Annotated in this window: 14 protein-coding genes and 1 tRNA gene; 11 read left to right on the forward strand and 4 right to left on the reverse strand. The window is 59.7% G+C overall.

Annotation, left to right across the window (positions count from 1 at the left end):
- Window positions 1-30 precede the first annotated feature (30 nt).
- From ACQ4MS_RS16575 to ACQ4MS_RS16590, 4 genes are all read right to left on the reverse strand, one after another.
- Entirely contained in the window at window positions 31-540 is a 510-nt protein-coding gene (locus ACQ4MS_RS16575) for a peptidylprolyl isomerase (protein ID WP_431095731.1), read from the reverse strand.
- Between the two features lie 33 nt (window positions 541-573).
- Window positions 574-1,299 carry a peptidylprolyl isomerase gene (locus tag ACQ4MS_RS16580; RefSeq protein WP_431095732.1) on the reverse strand — a complete coding sequence of 242 codons (726 nt, stop codon included), beginning with the start codon at window positions 1,297-1,299 and terminating at the stop codon, window positions 574-576.
- Window positions 1,299-2,546, reverse strand: coding sequence for a L,D-transpeptidase family protein (locus ACQ4MS_RS16585; protein WP_431095733.1), 1,248 nt, complete (start codon window positions 2,544-2,546; stop codon window positions 1,299-1,301). Before ACQ4MS_RS16585 ends, ACQ4MS_RS16580 begins: the two co-directional genes overlap by 1 nt.
- A gap of 87 nt (window positions 2,547-2,633) precedes the next feature.
- Complete coding sequence (locus ACQ4MS_RS16590) at window positions 2,634-3,668, reverse strand: L,D-transpeptidase Cds6 family protein (protein ID WP_431095734.1); 1,035 nt, start codon at window positions 3,666-3,668, stop codon at window positions 2,634-2,636.
- A gap of 321 nt (window positions 3,669-3,989) precedes the next feature.
- On the opposite strand from ACQ4MS_RS16590, the gene cysS reads away from it, so the two are divergent.
- From cysS to ACQ4MS_RS16645, 11 genes are all read left to right on the forward strand, one after another.
- Window positions 3,990-5,366, forward strand: a complete 1,377-nt coding sequence (cysS, locus tag ACQ4MS_RS16595) for a cysteine--tRNA ligase (protein WP_431095735.1) — start codon at window positions 3,990-3,992, stop codon at window positions 5,364-5,366.
- A 76-nt stretch (window positions 5,367-5,442) separates the two neighbouring features.
- Window positions 5,443-6,150, forward strand: coding sequence for a DNA-3-methyladenine glycosylase family protein (locus ACQ4MS_RS16600; RefSeq protein WP_431095736.1), 708 nt, complete (start codon window positions 5,443-5,445; stop codon window positions 6,148-6,150).
- 27 nt (window positions 6,151-6,177) lie between these two features.
- Entirely contained in the window at window positions 6,178-7,158 is a 981-nt protein-coding gene (locus ACQ4MS_RS16605; RefSeq protein ID WP_092131429.1) for an acetyl-CoA carboxylase carboxyltransferase subunit alpha, read from the forward strand.
- A gap of 32 nt (window positions 7,159-7,190) precedes the next feature.
- Window positions 7,191-8,198: a tRNA lysidine(34) synthetase TilS gene (gene tilS, locus ACQ4MS_RS16610; RefSeq protein WP_431095737.1), complete on the forward strand. Its 1,008-nt coding sequence runs from the start codon at window positions 7,191-7,193 to the stop codon at window positions 8,196-8,198.
- 141 nt (window positions 8,199-8,339) lie between these two features.
- A complete protein-coding gene (locus tag ACQ4MS_RS16615; RefSeq protein ID WP_431095738.1) occupies window positions 8,340-9,608 on the forward strand; it encodes an aspartate kinase in 1,269 nt (422 codons plus the stop codon).
- A gap of 35 nt (window positions 9,609-9,643) precedes the next feature.
- A tRNA-Ser gene (locus ACQ4MS_RS16620) sits at window positions 9,644-9,736 on the forward strand.
- A gap of 786 nt (window positions 9,737-10,522) precedes the next feature.
- Entirely contained in the window at window positions 10,523-10,792 is a 270-nt protein-coding gene (locus tag ACQ4MS_RS16625) for a hypothetical protein (protein ID WP_431095739.1), read from the forward strand.
- Window positions 10,793-10,881: 89 nt separating this feature from the next.
- On the forward strand, window positions 10,882-11,292 hold the full coding sequence (locus ACQ4MS_RS16630) for a hypothetical protein (RefSeq protein ID WP_431095740.1): 411 nt from the start codon (window positions 10,882-10,884) through the stop codon (window positions 11,290-11,292).
- Window positions 11,293-11,764: 472 nt separating this feature from the next.
- Window positions 11,765-12,565, forward strand: coding sequence for a hypothetical protein (locus ACQ4MS_RS16635; RefSeq protein ID WP_431095741.1), 801 nt, complete (start codon window positions 11,765-11,767; stop codon window positions 12,563-12,565).
- 31 nt (window positions 12,566-12,596) lie between these two features.
- Window positions 12,597-12,977, forward strand: a complete 381-nt coding sequence (locus tag ACQ4MS_RS16640; protein ID WP_431095742.1) for a hypothetical protein — start codon at window positions 12,597-12,599, stop codon at window positions 12,975-12,977.
- Between the two features lie 1,796 nt (window positions 12,978-14,773).
- Complete coding sequence (locus ACQ4MS_RS16645) at window positions 14,774-15,271, forward strand: YfbM family protein (protein WP_431095743.1); 498 nt, start codon at window positions 14,774-14,776, stop codon at window positions 15,269-15,271.
- Window positions 15,272-15,367: the final 96 nt, after the last annotated feature.

A 15,367-nucleotide genomic window follows, 5' to 3' on the forward strand; every position in this document is an offset into this window, starting at 1 on the left:
GGCAGGGCGCTAGCGCGGTTTGCCGGCGCCTCAGGCCAGCGCAACGGCCTTCTGGATGATCACGTCTTGCATCGGGACGTCATCATGGAAGCCTTTGCGGCCGGTCTTGACGGCCTTGATCTTGTCGACGACATCGGTGCCGGCAACAACCTTGCCGAACACGGCATAACCCCAGCCCGACGCGTTCGGTGCGGTGTGGTTCAGGAAGCCGTTGTCAGCCACGTTGATGAAAAACTGCGAGGAGGCCGAGTGCGGTGCGTTGGTCCGCGCCATGGCCACGGTGTAGTTGTCGTTCTTCAGTCCGTTGTTGGCTTCGTTCTCGATTTCGCCGTCGGTGGGCTTTTGTTTCATGCCGGGTTCGAAACCGCCGCCCTGCACCATGAAGCCGGGAATCACGCGGTGAAACACCGTGTTGGCGTAGTGGCCCTTGTTGACGTAGTTCAGGAAGTTGGCAACGGTCTTGGGCGCCTTGGCCTCGTCCAGTTCCAGGGTAATGACGCCGTATTCGGCAATATGAAGTTCAACTTTGGGATTGCTCATGGTGGTCCTCTGAGGGGTTAAAAGATGGAAAGGTCAGTTGACCAGGGTGGCAGATTTGATGAGGACGGGCGTCTTGGGGACATCCGTCGGGAAGGGACCGCCGGCGCCAGTGGGGACGGCCTTGATTTTGTTCACGATATCCATGCCGCTCACGACTTTGCCGAACACGGTATAGCCGTATAGCTGGGGGGCATTGACGAGCTGGGCGCGTGGGGTGTTTTCATAGACACGCCCCTGGTATTCGAACTTCGGAACCGGGTCACCGGGAGGGATTACCGTGGGATTCAGGAAGTCGTTGTCCTTCACGTTGATGAAGAACTGTGACGACGCGGAATTGGGATCATTGGTGCGTGCCATGGCCAGGGTTCCGACCACATTTTTGGGCCCACCCTTGGCGAGCGCCTCGCGGCCTTCATGCGGCACTGGTGGGCGGGTTTTCTTTTCGGCATAAGTCGCGTCGTAGCCGCCGCCCTGCACCATGAAGTTGCTGATCACACGGTGGAAAATCGTGCCGTCATAGTGTTTGTCCTTGACGTACTGCAGGAAGTTTTCAACTGTCTTGGGCGCTTTGTCGGGATAGACCTCAACGACAAAGTCGCCCTCGCTGGTGGCGAACTTGACCTTGGGCGCATTTTGCGCAAGCGCCGGGCCGGACAGCAAGGCAAAGCTTGCGGCGGCCAGGGCGAATGCGGCGCGGCGCAGGGGTTGGAATGCGGACGGTGCCGTCAACACGGCAAGCATCTTGTGAACTGCCATCATCAAATGGTTCCTTCGAAAAATATCTTCCACTGGCTTCCCTGGCGGACCCAGTACTGGCGTTTGGTACGGCCGGTTTTGGCGCCCTTGATCAGTTCGCCAAAGGTTACCACCATCGTATCGGTGCTGTCGGTCCAGCGCAGGTAAGACACGTCCTTGAGTTGTATGTCGCGCCCGCCGAGCTGTTTGATCTCGCTTTGTAGCAGCGGCGTCCATTCGGCCAGCGTCTTGCCGTAGCTGAGGAAATCGGGTGCGTACCAGGCAGTCAGTTTGGCCATGTCACCGCTGGACTTGGCGTGATGCCAGCCTTGCAGCACGTTTTCGAATGACTTGCTGTCAGCTGCCAGCGACTGCGGAGCCATCCATTTGAGGTTATGGGCTATCACCACGGGCGTGCTGCGCACCTCGACCGTGCGGATGATGCGCTCCAGGTCGGGGTTGGCAAGCACGACGCACCCATCGGTGGACAGGGGCGCGCGGGAAAATTGCGCTGGCGGCGTACCATGCAGCCAGATGCCGCCGCCGGTTTTGCCGCGTTTGATGTCCAGCTGGTTCGGGTAATTGATGGGCAGTGCGCCAGAGCCGTAAAAGTCTCGCAGCGACTTGGGATCCAGGTTGCTGGTGATGAAATAGACGCCGACGGGCGTGCGCAGATCGCCTTCGACGGATTTTTCGATGCCTGATTTGCCGACCGAGATGTAGTAGTCCGCCACGAGCTTCAGGCCTGCGCTGGTGTTTTCGAACAGGTACAGGCGGGACCTGGACGCGTCGATGGCGATGGCGTGCTTGTTGCGCGGTGACAGCGCCAAAAACTGGGAGGGCACCATGCCAGGAGCTGGCCGCTCGCGCAGCGCGCGCAGGCGGAGTTGCGACTCCTGCCGCAGCTCCGCCAGCATGGCGGCCCCGGGTTTGCCGACGGTATCCGGAACATCGCCGGGCGTGCGCACGGGACGCGAAAAACTGGCCAGCAAGTCACCGTACACCAGTTGCGCCAGCTGGAAATTGGGATGGTCCTTGACAAGGCCTTCGGCCCTGCGCAGGGCTTCGCGTGGTTTTGACTGGCCGATCAACTTGTAGATATCAATCAGCCGGGCTTCTGCCTCGCCGCCGCGCGCCTCATGCGGGGCGGTGGCTGGTGCCGGAGAGGGCCGTTTGCCGTTGGCGTGCGCGCGGGTTTCTGCCCGCGCCAGCGAAAAGGCCAGCACGAGGCAGGGGGCGATGAAGAGAAGCGCTGCGGCCGCTTTTTTCATGCGGACTTCCACGAAAGATTACCGGTCAACACGGAACGGGCAAGGACAGGCGGAACAATGCACTTGGGTCAGGCAGGCTGCTGGCGATCAACCGCCTGTGGATTCCTTGACGATGACCCAGCGATCACCGGCCTTGGCCATCTCCAGCGTCTTGCGGCTGGAGATATTGATGGAGTCGGCGTTGTAGTCCTGCTTGAACCGGGCCGTGGCTTTGGCGCCCTGCACGGCGATGGCCATGTCGGAAAGCTTCACGCTGATGCGCGACTTGCCGACGATGCGCGCACGGCGGTCTTCTTCCCAGGCCTTGCGTGCCTGCTTGCCTGGAGGGTCAAAGTTCTGGCCGTAGCTGCCGAGGTAGCCGTTCATGTCTTTGTCGGACCAGGCCTGGGCCCAGCTGCGCACGGCTGCTTCGACTTCTTTTTCAGCGCCTGCTGCGGCAGCCGGTGCCGCAGGTATGGCGGCCGCCGGGGGCGTGGGTATTGCGGCCACAGGGGCTGCGGGTGCTGGGGCGGGTGCCGGCTTGGCGACGGGAGCGGGCGCTGGAGCTGCGGCCGGTGCTGCTGCCGCGGGCTTGGCCAGGTTTTTGGACTCGGCGGAGAACAGGGTGCGGATCAGTGCCAGCTTGGGCGGAACGGCCGCGTTGCCGCCGTCCAGTTGCAGGGCCTTGCTGTAGGCCTGGCTGGCGAGCCTGGCGTAGACGTCACCCAGGTTTTCGTGTGCCGTGGCGTAGCTCGGGTTGGTGCGGATGGCCATTTCCAGTGCTGCCCGGGCCTTGTCGAACTGGCTCTGGCCGGCATACAGCACGGCCATGTTGTTGTACGGCTCTGGAAGTTCGGGATAGTCCTCGGTGATTTTGGTGAAGGTCGCAATGGCCTCGTTCGTCTTGCCGGTCTCGGTCTGGATCACGCCCTTGAAGAAACGCATCTGCGGGTCGCGCGGTTTGCTGGCAAGGTACTGGTCAACCTTGGACTGCGCCTCGGCATACTGGCCGGCACGCATCAGGCGGCTGACATCTGCATAGTCGTCGGCGTGGGCCACGGACACCGACAGGGTGGCCGCCACCGCCAGCATGCGCAGGGCGGCAGACAGTCGATGGCGTGTAAGGAAGTTTGGCGTGGGCATGGCACTCTCGCGATTTGTTTTAGAGCCCCGGCGGCTGTTGGGCCGCTGTTGGGCAGAAAGTCAACTAAACAGCCCGGCTTTTCAGTGCGCTCCGCGAGCGGGCTGAACGTTGTCAGATGGGCTGGATATACTGCTTGATTGTAACTGAGGGGGGTATAGTTCATGTCCCCCGGAATTCCGTACTTTCCGTTTTTATCGCATGTTTTTGCGCGTACGCCAATTGGCCCTTGCCCGCCTGCGGCGTCCGTGAGATAAAGCTTTCTTTCCTTTGCCCGAGCATCGGCGGCTTCCGGCGATGCCGGACACCGCAGCATAATTTTCATGAGCCTTCGCATTTACAACACGCTGTCGCGTGCCGTGGAAGAATTTTCCCCGCTTGATCCCGGCCACGTGCGCATGTATGTGTGCGGAATGACAATTTACGACCTGTGCCACATCGGCCATGCGCGCATGATGATGGCGTTCGACGTGGTGCAGCGCTGGCTCAAGGCAAGTGGCCTGAAGGTTACGTATGTGCGCAACATCACAGACATCGACGACAAGATCATCAAACGTGCGGTTGAGCGCGGCATCACCATCCGCCAGCTGACCGACGAGATGATCGCGGCCATGCACCAGGATATCGGCGCGCTGGGCATCGAGCCGCCGTCACTGGAGCCCCGCGCTACCGAGTACGTGCCGCAGATGCTGGGCATGATCGCCACCCTCGAGGAAAAAGGCCTGGCCTACAAGGGGGCCACCGGCGACGTGAATTACGCGGTGCGCAAGTTTCCCGGCTACGGCAAGCTCTCGGGCAAGTCGCTCGACGAGCTGCGCGCCGGCGAGCGGGTCGCGGTGCTGGAGGGCAAGGACGACCCGCTGGACTTCGTGCTCTGGAAAAGCGCCAAACCCACTGAACCGGACGATGCCAAGTGGGACAGCGCCTATGGCCCCGGCCGCCCAGGCTGGCATATTGAATGCTCGGCCATGTGCCGCGGCACCCTGGGCGATACCTTCGACATTCACGGCGGCGGTGCCGATCTGCAGTTCCCGCACCACGAGAACGAGATCGCGCAAAGCGAGGGTGCCAACGGCAAGCCGCTGGCCCGCTTTTGGCTGCACAACGGCTTTGTGCGCGTCGACAACGAGAAGATGTCCAAATCGCTGGGCAACTTCTTCACCATCCGCGAAGTGCTGGCCAAGTACGATGCCGAGACCATCCGTTTCTTCATCGTGCGCGCGCACTACCGCAGTGCCCTGAACTACAGCGACGCCCACCTGGATGACGCGCGCAGCTCGCTCAAGCGGCTTTATACGTCGCTCGACCTGGTCAAACCTGCTGAGCTCGCAACGGACTGGAGCCAGCCATTTGCAGCACGTTTCAAGGCGGCCATGGACGAAGACTTCGGCACGCCGGAAGCTGTCGCCGTGCTGTTTGAGCTGGCAGGTGAAGTCAACCGGACAGGCTCTGCCGAGCTGGCCGGCTTGCTGAAAAACCTGGGTGGCTGCCTGGGCCTGCTGCAGGGCGCGCCTGGGGCCTACCTTCAGGCTGGCGCCGGCCTTGATGACGCCAGTATCCAGCTGTTGATTGCGCAGCGCGCAGCCGCCAAGCTGTCAAAAGACTTCGCCGAAGCCGACCGCATCCGCAAGGACCTGATGGCCAACGGCATTGTGTTGAAGGATTCGCCCAGCGGTACCACCTGGGAGGTGCAGTCGTGAGCTTGAAAGTCGTTTTTTCACCCTGTTTTTCATGCCATTTCGGCCTCCAGGCCAATAAAGGCGTGCGCAAGCAGCTATGAAAAAGATAGTAAAAAGCGGCCCGGCCAGCGCCGAGCTGGCCGACGTTCCCGAGCCGGCCACCACCGTGCCGGAATATTGGGCCGACGCCTGCAAGCACCTGGTCAAAAAAGACCGCGTGATGAAGCGGCTGATTCCACAGTTCGGCGACGCCTGTCTGCAGGCACGCGGCGATGCTTTCGGTACCCTGGCGCGCAGCATTGTGGGCCAGCAAATTTCGGTCAAGGCGGCGCAAAGCGTCTGGGCAAAATTTTCGGCATTGCCTAAAAAAGTGACGCCCGGCAACGTTCTGCGCCTGAAGGTCGACGACATGCGCGCCGCCGGGCTGAGCGCCCGCAAGGTCGAATACCTGGTGGACCTGGCGATCCACTTCGATGCCGGCACCGTCCACGTGAAGGACTGGGAGTCGATGGACGATGAGGCCATCATTGCGGAATTGGTGGCCATTCGTGGCATTGGCCGCTGGACGGCCGAGATGTTCCTGATTTTCTACCTGATGCGGCCCAACGTCCTGCCGCTGGACGATGTGGGGCTGATCACCGGCATCAGCCAGAACTACTTTTCAGGTGAATCCGTCAGCCGCAGCGACGCGCGCGAGGTGGCTGCCGCCTGGGCGCCCTACTGCAGCGTGGCAACTTGGTATATTTGGCGCTCTCTGGACCCATTACCGGTTCTGGGTACCCCAGCGGGTACCGAGCAAATTTAAGTTTCATGAAGCCTTGAGGAGCAGCACATGGCGAAGAAGACCTTCCTCGATTTCGAGCAACCGATTGCGGAGCTTGAAGGAAAAATTGAAGAGCTGCGCTACGTACAGACCGAGTCGGCCGTCGACATTTCCGAAGAAATCGACCAGCTGGCCAAAAAGAGCCAGCAGCTCACCAAAGACATCTACAGCGACCTGACGCCCTGGCAGATTACCAAGATCGCGCGCCACGCAGAGCGCCCCTACACGCTGGACTACGTCAACGAAATCTTCACCGATTTCGTCGAGCTGCACGGCGACCGGCACTTTGCCGATGACCTGTCCATTGTGGGCGGCCTGGCCCGCTTCAACGGCACGGCCTGCATGGTGCTGGGCCACCAGAAGGGCCGCGACACCAAAGAGCGCGGCCTGCGCAACTTCGGCATGAGCAAGCCCGAGGGCTACCGCAAGGCCCTGCGCCTGATGAAAACCGCCGAGAAGTTCAAGCTGCCGGTGTTCACCTTTGTCGACACCCCCGGCGCCTACCCCGGTATCGATGCCGAAGAGCGCGGCCAGTCCGAGGCCATCGGCCGCAACATCTTCGAGATGGCGCAGCTCGAAGTGCCCATCATCACCACCATCATCGGCGAAGGCGGCTCCGGCGGCGCGCTGGCCATTTCGGTGGCCGACCAGGTTGTGATGCTGCAGTATTCCATCTACTCCGTCATCAGCCCCGAAGGCTGCGCTTCCATTTTGTGGAAGACCTCCGACAAGGCGCAGGAAGCCGCAGAGGCCCTAGGCATCACCGCGCACCGCCTCAAGGCCCTGGGCGTGATCGACAAGATCGTGAACGAGCCCGTGGGCGGCGCCCACCGCGACCACAAGCAGATGGCGGCTTTCCTCAAGCGCGCCCTCAACGACGCCTTCCGCCAGGTCAGCGACCTGAAGGTCAAGGAACTGCTGGACCGCCGCTACGAGCGCCTGCAAAGCTACGGCCGCTTCACAGACACCAAGGCCGACGCCGGCAAGTAAAGCGCCCCGGCATACGCTGGAGCGTCAAGACCATGGTCCGCCACCATGCGAAAGCCCATGGAGTTGAGGCCGAGAGTGACAGCGCCGTGATCGCCGCTGCAATCTCCCAATTTCAGCCTTCTTTGCCACTGGCCGTCGCGCTCAGCGGCGGCGCCGACTCGGTTGCCCTGCTGGTGGCCTGCGCCGGGAAATGGCCGGGTCAGGTGTATGCCATCCATATCCACCACGGCCTGCAGGCGGCGGCCGACGACTTTGAGCGGCATTGCGTTGCCCTGTGCGCGCAACTGAATGTGCCGCTGATCATTCAGCGTGTGGATGCCCGCTATGCCGCTGGTGAAAGCCCCGAAGATGCGGCGCGCAAGGCGCGTTACAAAGCTTTTAGTGCTGCGGCCAAGGAAGGACGCGCACCAGGCGCTATCAAAGATATAGCAGTCGCCCAGCATGCCGACGACCAGGTTGAAACGATTTTGCTGGCGCTTTCGCGCGGCGCCGGGCTGCCGGGGCTTGCCGCCATGCCGGCGCGCTGGGAGCGGGACGGCATCACCTACCACCGACCGCTGCTCGCTGTGCCGGGGGCGCTGTTGCGCGCGTGGCTGAGTGAGCGTGGCATTGCCTGGGTGGAAGACCCGACCAACACGGATGAACGCTATACGCGCAACCGCATCCGCGCGCGGCTGCTGCCCGCGCTCGAAGAGGCTTTTCCGCAGTTCCGCGAAACATTCGGTCGCAGCGCCCGGCATGCCGCCCAGGCCCAGGCACTGTTGCTGGAAGTCGCGCAGCAGGACCTTGCAACGGTTGGTTCGCCCCCGGTCATCAAGGCCCTGCAGGCCTTGTCTGAGCCACGGCAGGCCAATGTGCTGCGCCATTGGCTGTTGCAACAGCAGGCCACGCCCAGCGCCGCGCAACTGGAGCAACTGCTGTCGCAAATCGCCGCCTGCACCACGCGCGGCCACCAGATTCACCTCAAGGTGGCAACCGGGCATGTCACGCGGGCCGGCGCGGTGCTGCAGTACGCCGCAGCAGTGGATAAGCCAGCCTAACCAGGTAGTAGGCCTAGGTATAATTGAAGGCTTTGCTGGCGCAGAAGAGCCGCCAAAAGCCTGCTAAACAGCGTTTGGCAAGCGCTTTTGCCGCTAACCGCCCGCAAGAAACTCGCAACAACTTCCTGATTGAACCCTGCAATGGCATTGATCGTTCATAAATACGGCGGCACCTCGATGGGCTCCACAGAGCGCATCCGCAACGTGGCCAAACGCGTGGCCAAGTGGGCGCGGGCCGGCCACCAGATGGTCGTCGTTCCCAGCGCCATGAGTGGCGAAACCAACCGCCTCCTGGGCCTGGCCAAAGAACTGGCCCCCGGCAAGCCCGGCGACGCCTACAGCCGCGAACTTGACGCCCTGGCCGCCACCGGCGAGCAGGCCTCCAGCGCGCTGCTGGCCATTGCCCTGCAGGCCGAAGGCATGCAGGCCGTGAGCTACGCCGGCTGGCAAGTCACCATCAAGACCAACAACGCCTACACCAAGGCCCGCATCGAGTCGATCGACGACGAGCGCGTGCGCGCCGACCTGGACGCCGGCAAGGTCGTCATCATCACCGGTTTCCAGGGCGTGGACGAGGGCGGCAACGTCACCACGCTGGGCCGCGGCGGCTCCGACACCTCGGCCGTGGCGATTGCGGCCGCGCTCAAGGCGCATGAGTGCCTGATCTACACCGACGTCGATGGCGTCTACACCACCGACCCGCGCGTGGTGCCCGAGGCACGCCGCCTGCACACCGTGAGCTTTGAAGAGATGCTCGAGATGGCCTCCATGGGCTCCAAGGTGCTGCAGATTCGTTCGGTGGAATTTGCCGGCAAGTACAAGGTGCCGCTGCGCGTGCTGTCCAGCTTCACCGAATGGGACATCGACATCAACGAAGAAGCCAAGTCAGGCACTTTGATCAGCTTTGAGGAAGACGAAAACATGGAACAAGCCATCGTATCGGGCATCGCATTTAACCGCGATGAAGCCAAAATCTCCGTGCTCGGCGTGCCCGACACCCCCGGCATTGCGTACCAGATCCTGGGCGCCGTGGCCGACGCCAACATCGAAGTGGACGTGATCATCCAGAACATCAGCAAAGACGGCAAAACCGACTTCAGCTTCACCGTTCACCGCAACGACTACTCCAAAGCCGTCGACCTGCTCAAAACCCAGGTCCTGCCCAAACTGGGCGCGCAAGAAGTCACCGGCGACGCCAAGATCTGCAAAGTCAGCATCGTCGGCATCGGCATGCGCAGCCATGTGGGCATCGCCAGCAAGATGTTCCGCGTGCTGAGCGAAGAGGGCATCAACATCCAGATGATTTCCACCAGCGAAATCAAGACTTCCGTCGTCATAGACGAGAAATACATGGAACTCGCCGTGCGCGCCCTGCACAAGGCTTTTGACCTGGACCAGCCAGCCGCCTGAAAATGGCCGGGAAGTCGTGAGATAATCGATTTATTGGAAACGTGACCGAGTGGCCGAAGGTGCTCCCCTGCTAAGGGAGTATGGGGTGTAGAGCCTCATCGAGGGTTCGAATCCCTCCGTTTCCGCCAAGACACAGAGCCGCCTTCGGGCGGCTTTTGTGTTTCTGCCTCATGCAAAGCCACATCCCGACGTAGAAGAATTGGGTTGATGCCGATGGCGTTAAAAAGCCAGTCGCGCTTTGCATCCGGTAGCTGCTCAGCCTCAGCCACAATAACCCAGTGCTTTACGGCCTTGGCGGACGCTTTGTCATCGAAGCCCTACTGATGTCATGGTCCGTGCCAAGTAGGAGGAGAGGCAGCGCGACTTTTCACAGGGCAGGCCTGACGCCCGCAGCCGACATGACACCAAGCGCAGCCGGGCCGGGTTAAAGCTAGCGATGGTCAAACACAACGAAATTGGCTGTTTGGGCTGCGCTCGTCCATATTGAGGAGGCGGTTTCCACCCCTGTCCGCCTAGAATCGGCTTGCGGGGTTTGCTCCCTTTTTATCGACCTGAGTGAAACTCAAAATGGGTAATAAGTCTTTTAATAACAAGCACTTGGCTGGATTTGGCGGCCAGGTTATACCGCAGACCTTGCGGTATACATTACGTTAGCCAGCATGGAAAAGTCGCTCCTCCGTCCGATCCGAAACCGACGTCTTTGGCTGGCGCTAATGGTGGTCGCCCTTGTCCTCATTGGTGTTGTGACCCTTGGCCCTGTTTTACACTTCGTGGCAATTGACGGCTGTCTCGATAGTGGTGGTCGCTGGAACCATGCTGCTGAGTTTTGCGAACGGTGAGCGCCGTGCTGGCTAACCCATCCTTCGAGCGGACGCCTGACGGCGCCGCTCAAGTCAAACGTTAGGTCTCCTTTCATGACCGACGAACAGTGCCCAAAGTGTGGTTCCAAATTCCCCGCGAACGGGGCGTGGGCAAGCCGGACGATGACAGGCCTCATGATCGCGCCAGCATTGCAAGACTTGGATACGCGCGTCAAATGCCCAGGTTGCGGGAAAGTGTTTCATGCAACTGCATTCCGGTTTTTTGGATTCGTCACGCCAAGAGCCATGAGGCGCGGTCTTGGGATGTTTTTCGTCGTCTTTATTGGCTGCGTTATCTATTTCCTCTTTGTTGATGCGCCATGACACCTAACATTTTGTTCGTCACGGACAAGCAGCGGAAGGCCGCTGCGCGGCGTGTGCTGCTCGCCGGACAACGCCGACGTTAGGTCTCAATGACTGACATCCTGGAGATCGTCATACGCTGGTTCGGTGCAGCCATCCTCGCGGTCTTTGCGTACGTGCCTTTGTTCATCTGCTATGGGATGCTCGAAACGATTTTTCGAGAGCCCAGCAAATTTGATTGGTTCTTCGTAGTCGCTTTCGGTATCAGTTCGGTGCTAGCCTACTTCCTGTGCTTGCTCACCTACCGCGCACTAACCGGTCGCGGTCGAAAATCCGACGGGCGCCTCCTTCCGCCGGCCGTCCTAGCTGTGTTCTTTGCGCTTTTCGCCTTAGTTGGTCTCGGAGGCATTGGTTTCGGCATTTGGCAGGGCAAGATCGAGGCAGTGTTCGGCGGCATTGCGTACGTAGCGCTTGTCTTGCCTGGCCTGTGGCATTGGTGGAAGGGAGTTAGACAGAAATGAGACCTAACAGGTCATTCGACACGAACACGCAGCTGCATTGCGCCGCGAGACGTATGCTTCCGCGCACGGTTCGCGGCGCAATGCAGCTGCGTGCCGGTCAACTCCAACGTTAGACCGCATGGAAGTCAGATCGTGCCTCCGTCAGTTCTTGGCCCGTGTTCCTCGACCACTCGTGCTCGTGGCCGTACTTGGCCTCCTAGCCGGCGGCAGCTTTCTTCTCGGGAGCGTTCTGCCGCCGCCTCGGGATGCGCATGCGGAATGTCGCGTCCAATGCTCGCCAAGGTTTTCGAAAGTCGTACCAGACAAGGATTACCCAATGTCTGCGAAAGGCTCCTACCGAGGGAAATGCGAATGCTTCTAGGCGAGCCCCCACTGCGGCCTAACGGGTCGTTCGACATGGGCGCCCAGGTGCTTCAGTGCGCTTCGCGCATACTCCTCCCCGTCGCCGGTCAACTCCAGCGTTAGATCTGAAGTGCCGGTAGTCGTTCACATCACCGACGAGAAGAACGCGGCCTCTGTGCTGCGCGCGGGCATTCGGCTGCCGAAGGAAACGGGCGCGATCTACTTCATGCCGATGCTTCAAAGCCATTTCATTTCGCACCAGTGGATTCGCGAGTTGCGGAGGCGCGGATCGCGCGTGCTTGCGGGCGTCTACTTCCGCTTGCCGTCGACCGAAACCGTGTGGGCGGCAAAGTACCACGAGCCGCACCGAGAGATGCCGCTGGCTGACGCGGTGAAGGAACTACGAGCGCTGTCGGACCCTCTGGGGTATGAGGTATTCGTAGCCCGGAAAATTGGTCCGAGCGAAATCGAAAAGGTGCGAAGCCTGCCGCATGGTGTGGGCTGGCGCTATAAACCTCACGCTCACGGCAAACCGCTCTGCGGGTGTCCGGTTTGCCTCCCGCGGGGAAGCGCCAGGTCCAAGGCTATCCGTGAGCGCTTGGAACCACAGCCAAAACTGCCCTCACTTCCTGAAGTGAAGGCCCGTCTCGCCGAGGCTGCGCTCGATGAGGACGATGTCACAGAGCTGCTCTGGGCTCTCCGAAGGAAGCATCGCCGCACTGATCCAGCTTTCCTGGCCGGTCTCCTTGCGACGGGCTCCGTGTCAATGCAAGAAGACGTCGCGTTGACATTGCCGTTCTTCCGGCATCCTGAGTCAGTGCGCATGCTTCGGTCACCTGCGATGAGCGGCACTTCTGAGGTTGCCGCAGCTGCCGCGGAAGGTTTGTCTCTGATCGACAGGGTAGGCGAGGAGCGTGACGTTGAGACCTAACGTGCCGGTCACCTTTACGTTAGGACTCAGCTTGACGCCCGTGGATATCTTGAACGCAACGAAAGGCAAGACCGTGTCGCACGTTTGGTTCGGCGATTACAGGGCCATGTACATCGAGCTTGGGAAGCTAACACCGCCGAAGCGAAACAACCCTCAAGGCGAGGTCACCTTCTATGCTGGCTTTCACTGGCAAGGTGACATCAAGAAGCCTCAAGGCACGGAGATCTTGGGGGCAGAGATTATCAACATCGAAGTCCAGTCAAACTCTGAATTGTTGGTGGGGTTCTCGAACGGTATTCGTCTATTGACTGACGTGGAAAGGGGAGAGCCGGAGTGGTATGTGACCGTTCAAGATCGCGCTCATCTTTCAGCAGTGAAAGGAAGACTGCGTGTTGAGCCGGCTAAGTCCTAACAGGTTCGTCGATTGGACCCACAACGGCGGGATGCGCTTCAGCCATTCTTCGCAACTGGGTGCGCCGTTGCGGTCCACTCGCGGCCGACGTTAGGTCTCAGGTGTCGAAGCAACGCAAACGCCATCTTGGCCGACAGCCAATCGAGGAGTCCATTCGTTTGGCCCTAGTGGATTCTGTTGGCAACGCGGCTGAGGTAGATGTCCAGCGTATGAGTTACGACTGGAGGGAGGATGACGTCGTTATCTACGTGCATTTGCACAAACCGATTTCGGGTTCAACGCTGCTGGAATTTCGGCGTAAAGTTGCGGCTACTCTTGGTAAAGTTGTCACTTCCGATGCCCCACTTCAAGAGTGGCTTGTGTCTATCGACCACTTAGGCGAAGAACTTGGGCAAGTCGCGCCCTCCACCAGTTTTCACGACCTCACGTATGACTGAGCAGCAGAGACCTAACAGGGCAATCGAGACGGACGCCCAGGTGCTTCCACTTGCGGCGTTGGCACCTATGCTTGGTCGCCGCTCATTTCTACGTTATACATCTGGGAGAAGACATGGAATGCTTTGAGCACAGTGCTATGCCCGCAATAGGCATCTGTAAGTCATGTAATAAGGCTATATGCAGGACGTGTGCAATATCATTTCCAAAAGGTCTGGCTTGTTCTGATGCCTGTTTAAAAGACGCTGTAGAGTTGGTGGAAATGAATGAGCGTGCAAAAAAGCTATACGGTATTGGAGACTACAAGACGAGCAAATTAGCTAGCGGAGTGTGGGTTTGGATACTGCTTTCCGCCGTTATGTGGATTGTGGCCGGCCTTTCATACTTTTTTGCGAAAAGCATGGATGTTGGCTCGCTTGCTATGGCAGTAGTGTTTTCTATTATTGCTGTAGTTGTATATCGATCCAGCAAAAGCACGGGACTCAAATGCTAAAAGCATATAACTTTTTTCTCGACACGGAAACACAACTGAACGTTGCGGTTTCGCCGCGTCGGTTGTGCTCCGGTCAGCGGCAACGTTAGATGATCAACACACTCGGCATATGCGTCGTCGTTCTGGTCGTGGCGAACCTTACCGTCGCTGCGTGGGTTGTGCTTTCGCCGGCACTGACCACGACTCAGAAGATCCTTCAATGCCTGATTGTGTGGCTAGTGCCTGTCCTTGGAGCAGTCTGCGTTTTTCTTGTGCACTTGACCGACGCGGGGTCTCGCAGACGCAAAACGCCTCCGCCGGGTGATGGTTCTGATCCAATGCCAGGAGGTACTCAATGAGCAAGCTGGTTTCTGCGTGCACATCTAACTGGTCAATCGACACGGATCCACAACAGCAAGAGGCGGCTTCGCCGCTCGTGTTGGCCGTCCGGTCATTTCTACATTAGACTGCACAGAACTCCCGATGTCCTACTACCGCGTCATGCCCCACGGAACCGGCATTCGAGTGCCCAGCAAGGAGTCTGGGCAAGACATCATTGGCTTCTACACGACACGCTTGGTCCGCGCCTCGTCTGAATCAGAAGCCGAGAGGAGCGCACGTCGAAATGTGGAGGTGCACTGGACAACGGGGAAGTATGCGCATACCAATCTGGGTGCACCTCCAAAGCTATCGATTGAGTGGGTTCGGCGGACGTCGTTCCTCGATGTATTTTCTTTAGGGCAACAGGGTATACCTTCTATTTCCGGGATAGCGATGCAGCCTAACAAATCGATCGACACGGACGTCCTATCGGTGGGCGTTGCCCGCCTACTGTCCGCCGATCATCTCCAACGGTACACCGCACACATAACTTTTGGAGATTAGTCACATGGGAATGGTTGCCTGCTTCACATCCCTGTCATCTGAAGCGCTCCTGGAGCTACAGGAAGAACCAGATCGGATCGAGGCGTACCTCTCTCCTGACGACGGCGAGAGTGAGCCGCCAAACTACCTTGACCTAGACAAGGCTTGGCACGGCATTCACTATCTCCTCACCGGCCTGGCCGATGGCGGTACGCAGCCGCAATCTCTCGCGGTCATCGGTGGCCAAGAGTTTGGCCCAGAGGTTGGCTACGGTCCGGCTCGTTTTCTGACTCCCCAACAAGTCCGAAGCGTAGCCACATCGTTGTCGGGCATTTCCGAAGAAGCGCTGTCGCAGCGCTTCAACCCGAAAGACATGGAAGCCAAGCAAATTTACCCCGACGCAATCTGGGTTCGGGATGGACAGGAAGCGCTGGACTATGCCCTCGAGAACTACCGGCAACTGCAGGTCTTCTATCAAGACGCCGCTGCTCGCGGAGATGTGGTCATTCAGTGGCTCTCCTAGAAGTGCGGTCTAACCCTTCCATCGAGAGGAGGTCGCCCGGCGAGCCGGGCGACGCCTCACATGTCAAGCGTTAGCAGATATGCGTTGGCGCGTAAT

The sequence above is a fragment of the Polaromonas aquatica genome (assembly GCF_050626995.1).
Classification (GTDB): Bacteria; Pseudomonadota; Gammaproteobacteria; order Burkholderiales; family Burkholderiaceae_C; genus Polaromonas; species Polaromonas aquatica_A.